The sequence below is a fragment of the Chroococcidiopsis sp. CCALA 051 genome (assembly GCF_003015105.1).
Classification (GTDB): domain Bacteria; phylum Cyanobacteriota; class Cyanobacteriia; order Cyanobacteriales; family Chroococcidiopsidaceae; genus Chroococcidiopsis; species Chroococcidiopsis thermalis.
This window is the reverse complement of record NZ_PYCI01000085.1, coordinates 16,990-28,889: the sequence shown is the minus strand read 5'-3', so window position 1 is coordinate 28,889 and position 11,900 is coordinate 16,990. Positions and strand designations below refer to the sequence as shown.

Genomic DNA, 11,900 nt, shown 5'->3' with positions numbered 1-11,900 from the left:
ACTCCCGACCCCTAGCTATCCTAGAGGCAGAGCAGCTTAATAGAAAGAACATGAGCCTCAAGTCTTTTCAACTTAGTTTTTCCCGCCTCTCCGGTTGGCTCACCCTATTCCTCTTCATCTGGTTATTGGGTGCGGTAGGTCTTGGCTGGTTGGTCAACTCATTTCTAATTTTAATGGGACTGCTGTTGTTGGCTCCCGCGATCGCATTCGTCTGGTTTCGCTGGTGGCTGCAACGCAACCTCGTTCAGTCTGAATGTCCGGTGTGTAGCTACGAACTAGCAGCACTCAATCGTACCCAACTTCAGTGTCCCAGTTGTGGCGAACTCTTGAAAGTAGAGCAAGGCAAGTTGAGTCGCTTAACACCTCCAGGGACGATTGACGTGCAAGCCGTGGAAGTCGCAGCTAGCTCGGAAGAGTGATAATTCAGTTGTCAGTGTAGAGACGTTACATGTAACGTCTGTACAAAGTTATCAGTTGTCATTGATCGTGAGTGCAGTGTTAACCAATGACAAATGACGAATGACAAATCTATTCACCTTTTTTCTGAGAGATTGAAAGGGTATAGGGATATTGTCCTTGAGTGCGATCGCCAACGTATAGGGAGTATTTTCCTGCTTCCCAGTAACCTGAGATTTCGGGAGCTTCTCCGGCTGCTGTATCCGCCAGTACGCAAAAACGTCGTTTTCCTGGTCCTTCAATCAGTAGTGTAGGTTCTCCTTCGCTCTGTACTTGTAGCTTGAGATATGGTAAAGGTTCTGGTACTTGTAGCACCTGACTGGGAGTCGTACTGATGTTACCGCAATCGCTGTTTTTTTCTCCTCCAGATCTACCTTTAACAACTAAGGGGTCTGCTTCTAATTGGGGGGGAACTTTTACCACTGCTTCCTGAGCGAAAGTTGTAGCTGCGATCGCACAACTCATAATTAAAACGGAAGGTAGGATAGTCCACTTTATTAACTTGTACATAGTAGCTTGCTTTGTCATTTTATTTATCCACTTACGGACTTTCAATTACTAGGTTTAAACCACCTGAAATGCAGGACATTTATTTGCTTTTCAAGAATCAAATACTTGAATTTACTGCAACTATCGCAAGGGTGAATCTCTTACTACTTCATAACCTCCGCTGTTAAATCTGCTTCTTTTGATAGAGTTTTAGCTGTAATTTGCAATTAATTTACAGCGATCGTTAGACCACTATTGAGTCTAATTATAACAATTGACTTTTCTCAAAAACTTGCGTAATTTCTCCATTTTTTGGGCGGAAAACCATTCATAACGAACATATATTAGTTGTTTGTCAAGTTTTCCTATCCAAGTCGGTGTGTAGTTGTGCTTTGCATTAGCTACAATCGCCCTAATAACAGTGAGCAGTGACGAGTGACTGGTGGCTGGTGGCTAGTGGCTAGATGCTTCCGACTTGTGACTTGTGACTTGTGACTCGTGACTGCTCGCCACTCTCTTACTTTTTGGTAAAAGCATATGAATCCTCAATCAGAACAAGATTTGCAACAACGTTTAGAACAACTAGAAAGAGAAGCAAATTCTGCATCTGCGGAGGTGACACGATCGCAGCCTGCAACGCCACAGATAGTACAAGAGACAAAAATCGCTGCTAGCGAGCCATCGCCTTTGGGACAGTTTTTTAATTGGTTTAGTAATCTATCGCGTGTCAGCAAGCTTATAGTCATAAGTGTTGGAGCTGTGTTTGGAATTGCAATTCTCAGAGCGGTGCTAAACCTAGTAGCAGCTGTCATCAGCTTAGGAGTGCTGGCATTGGTGTTGTATGTGGGATATCGGTTTTTTGTCAGTCGAGCTGAAACAAATAACCGATAGCTTGATGCCCGCGATCGAGGAGTGAAAACAAAGATAAGGGGAACTATTAAGATGGCGAATTCAAGTGTGAGGAGAAATGCCAATCGCGCTCGTCGTTCGGTGCAGGCGAAAAGCAAACCGCTACCATTAGCAACTAGACGCTTTGCGGCGTGGGCAGTAGAAGTATCGCTCGTTGCACTCAGCGGACTGATACCTTATAGCTTGGGAGAACAGGCAAAATTAGAGCCATCGGGGGAGCAAGTTACCCCAAATCCAGTGGTCGCCCTCACTCAAAAAGCGATCGCCAGTACCCTAACTATATCCGCCGAACCGAGCGATCGCCGTCTCGTCACACCCCTGACGAATATATTTTGGTCTGTCGCTGTCGTCACTCCTTTGTTAGTAGGGGGATGGCAGCTGTATTTGCTGGGAAAAACAGGCAGTACTCTACCCAAGCGCTGGTTGGGGGTACGGGTTGTTTCTGCTGCTGGCACGGTTCCAGGTCTATCGCGGATCGCGATCCGAGAAGCTTTGGGAATGTGGGGCTTACCACTCTCCGTAGCCTATATTATGTGGCGGGCGACGGCTTTTCCTCATTTGGGCATATTTTTCGGCTTGTCTTGTTTCTTCGTACTAGGTGAAGGCATGACTGCCCGTTTTCACCGTCAGCGTCGCTGTTGGCACGATTTAATTGCAGGCACTTACGTGGTAGATGCCAATCGCGCTATGACTATTTTGCCTGGGACTAGAGCGAAACAGTTAATAGGGAGTAGGGAGCAGGGAGCGGGGAGTAGGGGGCTTTATAGTAGTCCTTCGCCTCGGTTACAGCCTCAGCCATCAGTTGGTAAATCTGTCACCACTAAACCAAAAGTGCGGCGTAGTTGGTGGCAGTTGATGCGCCAACATCCTAATGTGTTACTATTTTTAGCTTTTTTATCCTGCATGGTGGCAGTATTAGGAACCTTGATTGGAATTCAAATCTACATTCAAGCGCAAAAATACCAGCGGCAGTTAGCAGAGAATAAAAGCACGCAGTTTCTCACTCTAATTCAACACCTAGATGCTCGTGGCACTACCCTGAGCGATCGCCAAAGGGCAATTTTAGCTTTGGGTACGATTGGCGATCCGCAGGTACTTCAGTTACTTGTCGATCTGCTCGGACAAGAGCAACGCCACGAGATTATCGGCACAGTACAGCAAGCTTTGGTTAGTTCTGGTTCCGCTGCTTTGCCATACTTACAGCGCTTGAATCAATCGATCGCAAATGAAATAGCTGCCGGACGTTATAGTAGTAGCCCTACCGAATTAGCTAAACGGACGCAACAATTGCAAGCCACTCAACAGGCGATCGCTAAAATTCTGGCAGTTTATGGTGGTAGGTTACAGGGCATGGATTTGAGCCGCGTTAATCTCGCTCCTAGCACCAGTCAAGATCGGGCTTTTACTCTAGAGCTAGAACGAGTCAATTTTGCTGGCGTAGTATTCAAAGGCGCTAATCTGAACCGTGCTACTTTACCAGCCAGCCAGTGGCGTGACGCTGGGGCAGATCGGCACTGGGATACTTTTGACGACGCGATCGCCAATTTGAACCATGCCCAGATGAAGGGCGCTAACCTAACTAAAGCTAATCTCAGCCGCGTACCGATGGAACGGATCGAGCTGATGCAGGCAAATCTCAACCAAGCCAATTTATCTGCTGCTAGTCTCGGTCATGCTAATCTCAGTAGCGCCCAACTCGTAGGGGCTAATTTACAAGCAGCAACTCTCGTAGATGCTAGCTTGACAGGAGCAAACTTAAGTACGGCAAATTTGTCTGATGTTAATTTACACGCCGCTCGTTTGAGCCGCGTCAGCGCTTTAGGCACGCGCTTGCAGTCAGCTAATTTGACCAAATCGAATTGGCAGGGGGCAGATTTATCGAGTGCGGATCTGAGTAACTCCAATCTCAGTCATGCTGACTTGAGCCTAGCGCGTCTCAGTAGCAGTAATTTAAGTCATGCCCAAATGCAAAATATCAACCTGCGTCAGGCAGATTTGCGAATGGCAGATTTGCGCGGAGCAAATTTAGCAGGAGCTGACTTCCAGAGGACGATCCTGTTTAGTCCTCAACCTCCGGCATCAGGCGATCGCTTTCTTGCCTCGCCACCAGAGTATACTCAAGCAGCATTAGTGCAAGGCGTTAATTTTAGCCAGGTGAGAAATTTAGATGCTCAGCAGATTGCTTATATTTGCGTTTATGGAGGATATCATCCACGTTGTCCTTAGCGCTCTATTCTTCTGCAACAAAGCGAACTTTTGCAGTTTGACCGACTAATAAAGCTTCCTGCGGGTTTTGAAATTGTACCTCGACTATATGAGTCCGATCTTGCTCTGGAATCGGATTAATTGTCACGACTGTTGCGTCAATCTTTTGGGCTGAAGCTGCTTTGCCTAGTTGTACGACTGCTCTTTGTCCTAAACGTAATGTATTAATTAAACTAGTACTAACAGAAACTCGTACTTTTAAAGATTTTAATTGCGCTAATTCTACTAAACTTTTACCTGCGGATATGCGATCGCCTACAACTACGGGTAAATTGACAACAACGCCTGCTGCTTTAGCCGTGACTGGAAACGATCCTGTGAGATCTGATTCTTTCGGTAACAAAGAGCGCTGCTGGTGAAGCAGATTTAGCCTCTGAGTTGCTTGACGAGACTGCGAACGAGCAAGTTGTATCTGTCCTTCGATCGCAGCAAGTTGTTGTTGGTGTTCGAGTAGCGTTAGTTGTTTGCGAAGTTGCCACTGTCGGCGTTGTTGTTGCTCAATTTCTTGTAGGATTGCGCCTGTTTCTGCTTTAACTAAATTTGTTTTAGCGGTAGCTAACTTAGCTTGCGATCGCTCTATTTCACTTGAGGATACTGCACCCTGACTAGCTAATTTTTTGAGGCGATCGTGCTGCATTGCTGCTCTTAGGTATATGCCTTTAGCTTTTTGGACAACATCTTGCTGTTGTTGCCATAATTGTAAATCTAATTCAGTCTTACTCAGATGTATTTCCGCGTCAAATAGCTTTCCAATCGTACTGATTTTACGCTTGATAAGCGATGCTTGCTGATGGAACTGCGCTATTTCCTGAATCACATCCTCCCGCTGTTGCCGAGCTTTTTCAATTTCTAGATTAGCGTCAAATCGCTCCTGTCGTAACCGATCGAGCTTCTGTCTATTTGCTAGACTTTCCAATTTTAATATTGGTTGATTAGGCTGAATGCGATCGCCAATATCGATATAGACTTCTTTTACAATTGCTGCTGTACTAGCAGAAACCTTCATTTTTTTGGCTGGATAAACTGTACCAGTAAACTCTAAATTTTCCACCGGAATATTTTGTTTGATAACACTTGATGATGCGAATGAAGGTTGGTTATTTTGGCAAGTAAGATAAATGACTGTAGTTAAGCCAAATGCGTAAATTGATAGTAATAATGATTCCCGCAAGCCGATATCTTTAAACCAGTTAAAAATGAGGCGATCGCTATCATTCTGACTGGAATTTTGTTGGTATTGATTTAAAGGGTTTTTTCCAAATAAAAGCATTGTCTGACGATAACCTGTAATGTTAATTATTTATCTCTAATATTTGACTGCAATAAAAACTGATTTATTACATAGTTTTAATATAGATAAGCAAGTTTTATTGTGAGTGGGCAATGCCCACTCTACACTCTCTTTCAAAATGTGAAAGCTAGACCATTCTTAGCTCCCCTTTTTAAGGGGGGTTGGGGGGATCTTCTATGGCAAGTTTTATTGTGAGTGGGCATTGCCCACCCTACACTCTCTTTCAAAATGTGAAAGCCAGACCATTCTTAGCCCCCCTTAAAAAGGGGAGGTGAGGGAATCTTTTATGGCACAGTTTTAGTGAAGTTGTAAATCAATTTGTGTAAACTTAACTAACTATAGCAATCCTATTTGATTCATGAACGGCAGGCTAGAAGCCTGCTTTACAAATCATTTAAAACTGCTATACCAGAGAACTACGTAGAATTTCGGATCTATAACTTAGCGGAACTAAAATCAGTATGGCATAGGTATTTAAAATCACAGTGTAAATTCACACTCACTTGATTCAAGACTATAGAAACTTGTCATTTTAATAAACACCATCAACAAAATAATCGTATTTTTACTGATATCGACGCTCTCATTCGCTCCACAAACAACTTATGCTGCATGGCGAGGGTGAGCGGTCAACTACCAACTACTAACTACCAACTACCAACTACCATAGAATTACAGAAATTGTTGGAGGTCTTGCCTCATGACCGCCCCCCTGCTAGAGTGCCAGAATTACATCAACGGTCAATGGGTTGCCGCATCAGGTGAAACTCTAGAAAGCCGCAATCCCTCTGACTGGCGTGACGTAGTAGCAACTTTTCCCCGTTCCAGCGCTGCTGATGTCGATACAGCCGTAGCAGCTGCCCGTAAAGCCTTTAAATCTTGGCGACTCGTACCTGCTCCCGCCCGAGCCGAAATAATTTATCGTGTTGGAGAATTATTGCTCCAACACAAAGAGAAACTTGCTCAACTCATTAGCAGGGAAATGGGTAAACCCCTGACAGAAGCCCGAGGAGACGTGCAAGAAGGCATTGATTGCGCCCTCTACATGGCAGGAGAAGGACGAAGGATGTTTGGGCAAACTACCCCTTCAGAAATGCCCAATAAGTTCGCGATGACAATGCGGATACCTGTAGGAGTTTGCGCCCTCATCACTCCCTGGAATTTTCCTGTGGCTATTCCTTGCTGGAAAGCTTTTCCCGCTTTGATTTGCGGTAATACAGTCATTCTCAAGCCAGCGGAAGATACTCCAACTTGCGTTCATTATCTCAGCCAGTTATTTCACAAAGCAGGCTTACCAAATGGCGTTGTTAATATCGTGCATGGTTTGGGAGAAGAGACAGGACGGGCGTTAGTCGAACATCCTGACGTAAATTTGGTGTCGTTTACCGGATCTTCGGAAACGGGGGCTGAAGTGGGTTCTGTTTGCGGACGCACTCACAAGCGTTCCTGCTTGGAAATGGGAGGTAAGAATGCTCAAATCGTGATGGCAGATGCCGATTTGCAACTGGCTTTAGATGGGGCTGTTTGGGGCGCTTTTGGCACTAGCGGACAGCGTTGTACTGCTACGAGTCGGCTGATCCTCCACCGCGATATTAAGGAAGAGTTTACTAACTTGTTGTTAGAAAGAGTTCATCAATTACGATTAGGTCTTGGTACAGCTCCGCAAACTGAAGTGGGACCGCTGATTAATTCTGCCCAATTACAAAGAGTGAATCATTATTTAGAAATTGCCCGTGCTGAGGGGACAAAAGTATTAACTGGTGGGGAGACAGCTAATACGGAAAATCTCGCACATGGCTTTTTCTTTCAACCGACAGTATTAGATCGAGTCACGCCAGAGATGCGCGTAGCGAAAGAAGAAATTTTTGGTCCTGTGGTGGGGCTAATAGAAGTCGATTCTTTTGAAGAGGCGATCGCAATTCTCAACAACACCCCATACGGTTTATCTTCTTCGGTTTATACCCGCGATGTCAATCTAGCGTTTCAGGCAATGCGCGATATTGAAGCTGGAATTACTTATATTAACGGTCCTACAATTGGGGCAGAAGTCCATTTGCCTTTTGGTGGTATGAAACAGACAGGAAACGGGCATCGGGAGGTGGGAACTGCGGCTTTAGATGTGTTTACAGAGTGGAAAACTGTTTATGTAGATTATTCTGGGAGTTTGCAACGCGCCCAAATTGATAATCGCGATTAAGCAAGTCAAAAGTCAAAAGTCAAAAGTTAAAAATAGATATGATTGTCAAACTTTTAGCGATTGAATAATCTTAGCAAACCCGAACCTACTGTATTTTTAACATTCTGGCTAATCTGTTGCGTGCTGCTGCTTGCAAATCGATGATTCTATCTGTTTCATCGACAATTTCGCCTGTAAGGATTTCTAATACGTCTTCGAGAGTGACAACACCGGAAACCGTGCCATATTCATCGACGACGACGACCAGGTGATTGCGGCTTTTTTGAAATGCTCTCAACAAGCGATCGGCATGAATCGTTTCTGGCACAAATCGAACTTTACGGGTGAATTCAGCAATTTTACGCTCGCGCTTTCCTTCTACCATTGCTGTTAGAAGTTCGTCTTTTAAAGTAACTCCAATAACTCGATCTAATGAATCTTCTATAACAATAATTCGCGTGTGCTGAGAATTAATTATGTCCACTCTGCTTGCAGCTAGAGTCAAATCACCTCGTAAGTAAGTTAAAGCTGTTCTAGGAGTCATTAAATCGGCAGCCGTGAGGTCGTTTAGCATAAACACTCTCTGAATCATTTCGGCTTCATCATCTTCAATAATTCCCTCTTGATAGCCAATCTTTGCTAGCAGCATAATTTCAGATTCATTTGTCGTCGGCAGTTTTTCTTTGCGGGTAAAAGGAGCCGTGACTTTTTCCATGATCCAAACTAAGGGAGTGAAAACAAAAGTCAGTGCAGTCACAGGTAGAGCAGCAAGGAGCGCTAATCTTTGAGCATATCGTTCGCCTAAAGTTTTGGGAATGATTTCACCAAAGATGATGATGAGAAAAGTCAAAAGTCCAGAAAAAACCCCCAATAAAGTGTTACCTAAAACCGTCTCGGCAATGCGGGCGATCGCAATACTACCGACAATATTGAAAATATTATTTAGAACCACGATTGTCGCGATCGGGCGATTCATGCGATCGCGAATTGCTAGTAGTGCGACTGCGGCAGGATTTTTTGACTGTGCTAGCTGTCTGGCTTTAAGCGTAGAGACAGAAAATAAAGCGGCTTCTACGCTAGAACAGAGGGCAGAACCAGAAATGACGATCAGTACGGCAGCAACTAAGGCAAGCATGGCAGAATTGAAAACTCAGAATTCATCATTATTAATTTAGAAGTCATCGTAGAGGTATCGGGCTTATGGTGTATCTTTTGTCAAAAAGGAGACAGAATCAGTCATCAGTGACCAGTTATCAATGACCGATGTAGAGACGTTACATGTAACGTCTGTATAAAGTTATCAGTTATCAGTAACCAATTATTATGACTAGCAACCAGTTACTTCCGAATTCCGAATTCCGAATTCCGAATTCTTCCTTGCCGCTTGTGCCTCAGTTAGTGACTTCCTTACCTGGTCCCCGCGCTCAAGTATTGGTAGAACGCGATCGCGCTGTTACTTCTCCTTCCTATACCCGTGGCTATCCGCTTGTGGTTGCCCGTGGTGAAGGCTGCATGGTGGAAGATGTCGATGGTAACGTATTTTTAGATCTAACCGCCGGTATTGCCGTAGCCTCGACAGGACACGCTCATCCTGAAGTTGTCGCAGCAGTTCAAGCCCAAGCTGCCAATTTGCTCCATATGTCGGGAACTGATTTTTACTACGAGTCGATGGTAGAGTTGGCGGAAAATTTAGCAACTCGCGCCCCCTTTCTGATTCCGGCAAAAGTCTTTTTTAGCAATTCAGGGGCTGAGTCTAATGAGGGGGCGCTGAAACTTGCTCGTTACTATACCAGACGTTCTCAAGTTATTGCTTTCTTGGGTGCATTCCACGGACGTACTTACGGGGCAATGTCGCTGACGGGTTCTAAAGCCGTGCAACGACAGCACTTCGGTCCCCTATTACCAGGAGTAACTCACATTCCCTATGGTACTCATGCAGCGTTAGATTATTTAGAATCAAAGCTTTTTCCTACCGTTCTGCCTCCAGAAGATATTGCAGCAATTTTTGTCGAACCAATTCAAGGAGAGGGCGGCTATATTGTGCCGGAAGATGGTTTTTTAAAACGAATTCGGCAGATTTGCGATCGCTACGGTATTTTGATGGTTGTCGATGAAGTGCAAGCCGGAATGGGTCGGACTGGGCGCTTATTTGCGATCGAGCATTGGGGTGTAGTGCCGGATATTATTACTTTGGCAAAGGGCATTGCTAGCGGTCTACCTTTGGGGGCAATTTTAGCGCGATCGCACCTGATGACTTGGCAACCTGGCTCTCACGCTACGACATTTGGAGGTAATCCCGTGGCTTGTGCGGCGGCTAACGTAACCTTACGGTTGTTGGAAGGTGGTTTGATTGAAAATGCTCAAAACATGGGCAACTTATTGATGTCCGGGCTTACGGAGCTATCACAGCAATTTTCTTGGATCTCCCCTCCACGCGGTAAAGGATTGATGGTAGCATTTGATGTCTTGGATGCGGATGGTAAGTTAGATTCAGAGCGGCGCGATCGCATTATCGATTTTGCCTTTTTAAAGGGTTTGTTGCTCTTAGGTTGTGGCAAAGCAGCAATTCGTTTTTGTCCGCCATTAGTTATTGACAGCGCTCAAATTCAAGTTGCCCTGCAAATTCTTAGAGATATATTGCTGGAAGCGAGCGATTGTTAGTAGAGTGGGCAATGCCCATACAGGAAAATTCATGACCGAAATTAATTTAATTTCAGAATATAAATGCTTTGACGGTACGCAAGGTTTTTACAGCCATCATTCTCAAACTTGCAATATCGAAATGCGATTTGCAGTTTATCAACCTCCTCAAGCGCGATCGCAAGCCGTTCCCGTCCTCTATTTTCTCTCTGGCTTAACCTGCACTGAAGAAAATTTTATCACCAAAGCCGGAGCGCAAAGGTATGCTGCCGAGTATGGATTAATCATAGTAGCTCCCGATACGAGTCCCCGCAATACGGGAATCGTAGGAGAAGATAAGGATTGGGATTTTGGTACGGGTGCGGGTTTTTACGTGGATGCGACAGAGGAACCGTGGCGATCGCACTATCAAATGTATAGTTATGTAGTGAAAGAATTACCCACGTTAATTGCTTCACATTTTCCCGTCCAAGTCGAACGACAAGGAATCTTCGGTCATTCTATGGGCGGACACGGGGCGTTAGTTTGTGCCTTACGTAACCCCGAACTATTCAAGTCTGTTTCTGCTTTTGCACCAATCGTTGCACCAATGCAGTGTGCTTGGGGACAAAAGGCATTTACTAATTATTTAGGAACCAATCGGGAAACCTGGCAAAATTACGATGCGAGTGAATTGATACTCAACAGTAAATACACTTACCCCATTTTGATCGATCAAGGTACAGCAGATAAGTTTTTAAGTCAACAGTTGATGCCAGAATTATTTAAACGAGCTTGCGATCGGGTAGAACAACCTTTAACTTTGCGCTTTCAAGAAGGTTACGACCACAGTTATTACTTTATTGCTACCTTTGTGGGGGATCATATTCGCCACCACGCTGCGGTTTTATGTGGGTAGAGACGTTACATGTAACGTCTCTACATTAAAGGTATCTAATTTGCCGATTCGATCTGCTTCACCTCTTTTTCCTGTAGTAATAAACCCGTTAAATGAATAATCGCTAAAACGATCGCGCCACCGGAAAGCAGATAACTGTGGATGGTAAACAGGTGCTGGACTGTGACAGTATTTACCGCGCCGCCACCCGTAAGAATATTACGAAGCTGAGAACCAATCGCTGGAAGCGCTTCAATCGTACCTAACTCAATTGTGAATCGCCAGTAACCAATTTGCGTCCAATCAAGTAATATTGCCGTCCAGCTTAAACCGATCGCAGTAAGTGTTAGTAAAATACCGCTAATCCAGGCAGTTATCCAGCTTGGGCGAAATCTTTCTCCTAAAAACATGACAACGATTTCAACCAAGGAGACACCGATTAAGCCATTACCAGCAAGAGAGTGAATCCGTCGGATTAACCAACCGTTAGGGATCTGAGTTGCGATCGCCCTGAGAGAATTATATGCTCCCCCTGCTGTCGGTTCGTAGTAAAATGCCAGTAAAATTCCTGTCAGTGCGGCGATCGAGCTTAAAGTCAACATCACTACAGCCAGAACTGTAGCCAGTCGTCGCAGTACAAAAGCGTAATAGCCATCTTTCATGACTGAACCCTGCTTTTGATGAAAGTTCTTTGAGTATTTTTACCTTAGTATGAATTTTTATGACTAAAATGTCAATCAGGTATCAGTTACTAGTAACTGGTGGCTAGTGGCTAGAAAAGAGTCTAGTTACTAGTC

General features: G+C 44.6%; 10 protein-coding genes. 6 read left to right on the top strand and 4 right to left on the bottom strand.

The window, feature by feature from the left end; genetic code table 11:
- Positions 1-50: 50 nt before the first annotated feature.
- The gene (locus tag C7Y66_RS19555) at positions 51-419 is read left to right on the top strand and encodes a hypothetical protein (protein WP_015156069.1); all 369 of its coding nucleotides are present in this window, start codon (positions 51-53) and stop codon (positions 417-419) included.
- 109 nt (positions 420-528) lie between these two features.
- Here the strand turns inward: C7Y66_RS19555 and C7Y66_RS19550 are convergent, their stop codons facing one another.
- Positions 529-984, bottom strand: coding sequence for a hypothetical protein (locus tag C7Y66_RS19550; protein ID WP_106546862.1), 456 nt, complete (start codon positions 982-984; stop codon positions 529-531).
- Positions 985-1,482: 498 nt separating this feature from the next.
- Here C7Y66_RS19550 and C7Y66_RS19545 point away from each other — a divergent pair, with 498 nt between their 5' ends.
- Entirely contained in the window at positions 1,483-1,836 is a 354-nt protein-coding gene (locus tag C7Y66_RS19545; protein ID WP_106546861.1) for a hypothetical protein, read from the top strand.
- Between the two features lie 51 nt (positions 1,837-1,887).
- Positions 1,888-4,080, top strand: a complete 2,193-nt coding sequence (locus C7Y66_RS19540; protein WP_106546860.1) for a pentapeptide repeat-containing protein — start codon at positions 1,888-1,890, stop codon at positions 4,078-4,080.
- Between the two features lie 4 nt (positions 4,081-4,084).
- Here C7Y66_RS19540 and C7Y66_RS19535 read toward each other — a convergent pair whose 3' ends face one another.
- A complete protein-coding gene (locus tag C7Y66_RS19535) occupies positions 4,085-5,389 on the bottom strand; it encodes an efflux RND transporter periplasmic adaptor subunit (RefSeq protein WP_106546859.1) in 1,305 nt (434 codons plus the stop codon).
- A gap of 721 nt (positions 5,390-6,110) precedes the next feature.
- On the opposite strand from C7Y66_RS19535, the gene C7Y66_RS19530 reads away from it, so the two are divergent.
- Positions 6,111-7,607, top strand: coding sequence for an aldehyde dehydrogenase family protein (locus C7Y66_RS19530; protein WP_106546858.1), 1,497 nt, complete (start codon positions 6,111-6,113; stop codon positions 7,605-7,607).
- Positions 7,608-7,692: 85 nt separating this feature from the next.
- Here the strand turns inward: C7Y66_RS19530 and C7Y66_RS19525 are convergent, their stop codons facing one another.
- Entirely contained in the window at positions 7,693-8,721 is a 1,029-nt protein-coding gene (locus tag C7Y66_RS19525; protein ID WP_106546857.1) for a hemolysin family protein, read from the bottom strand.
- 188 nt (positions 8,722-8,909) lie between these two features.
- On the opposite strand from C7Y66_RS19525, the gene C7Y66_RS19520 reads away from it, so the two are divergent.
- Together C7Y66_RS19520 and fghA are read left to right on the top strand one after the other, a co-directional pair.
- Positions 8,910-10,247: an acetyl ornithine aminotransferase family protein gene (locus C7Y66_RS19520; RefSeq protein ID WP_106546856.1), complete on the top strand. Its 1,338-nt coding sequence runs from the start codon at positions 8,910-8,912 to the stop codon at positions 10,245-10,247.
- Between the two features lie 31 nt (positions 10,248-10,278).
- Positions 10,279-11,124, top strand: coding sequence for an S-formylglutathione hydrolase (gene fghA / locus C7Y66_RS19515; RefSeq protein WP_106546855.1), 846 nt, complete (start codon positions 10,279-10,281; stop codon positions 11,122-11,124).
- A 35-nt stretch (positions 11,125-11,159) separates the two neighbouring features.
- On the opposite strand, the gene C7Y66_RS19510 is transcribed toward fghA, so the two are convergent.
- Positions 11,160-11,765: a cytochrome b N-terminal domain-containing protein gene (locus C7Y66_RS19510; RefSeq protein ID WP_106546854.1), complete on the bottom strand. Its 606-nt coding sequence runs from the start codon at positions 11,763-11,765 to the stop codon at positions 11,160-11,162.
- Positions 11,766-11,900 lie beyond the last annotated feature (135 nt).

Excerpts from the sequence above, each read along its gene's own strand:
- C7Y66_RS19555 (WP_015156069.1), top strand. The coding sequence starts at position 51 with ATGAGCCTCAAGTCTTTTCAACTTAGTTTTTCCCGCCTCTCCGGTTGG.
- C7Y66_RS19550 (WP_106546862.1), bottom strand. The coding sequence starts at position 984 with ATGACAAAGCAAGCTACTATGTACAAGTTAATAAAGTGGACTATCCTA.
- C7Y66_RS19545 (WP_106546861.1), top strand. The coding sequence starts at position 1,483 with ATGAATCCTCAATCAGAACAAGATTTGCAACAACGTTTAGAACAACTA.
- C7Y66_RS19540 (WP_106546860.1), top strand. The coding sequence starts at position 1,888 with ATGGCGAATTCAAGTGTGAGGAGAAATGCCAATCGCGCTCGTCGTTCG.
- C7Y66_RS19535 (WP_106546859.1), bottom strand. The coding sequence starts at position 5,389 with ATGCTTTTATTTGGAAAAAACCCTTTAAATCAATACCAACAAAATTCC.
- C7Y66_RS19530 (WP_106546858.1), top strand. The coding sequence starts at position 6,111 with ATGACCGCCCCCCTGCTAGAGTGCCAGAATTACATCAACGGTCAATGG.
- C7Y66_RS19525 (WP_106546857.1), bottom strand. The coding sequence starts at position 8,721 with ATGCTTGCCTTAGTTGCTGCCGTACTGATCGTCATTTCTGGTTCTGCC.
- C7Y66_RS19520 (WP_106546856.1), top strand. The coding sequence starts at position 8,910 with ATGACTAGCAACCAGTTACTTCCGAATTCCGAATTCCGAATTCCGAAT.
- fghA (WP_106546855.1), top strand. The coding sequence starts at position 10,279 with ATGACCGAAATTAATTTAATTTCAGAATATAAATGCTTTGACGGTACG.
- C7Y66_RS19510 (WP_106546854.1), bottom strand. The coding sequence starts at position 11,765 with ATGAAAGATGGCTATTACGCTTTTGTACTGCGACGACTGGCTACAGTT.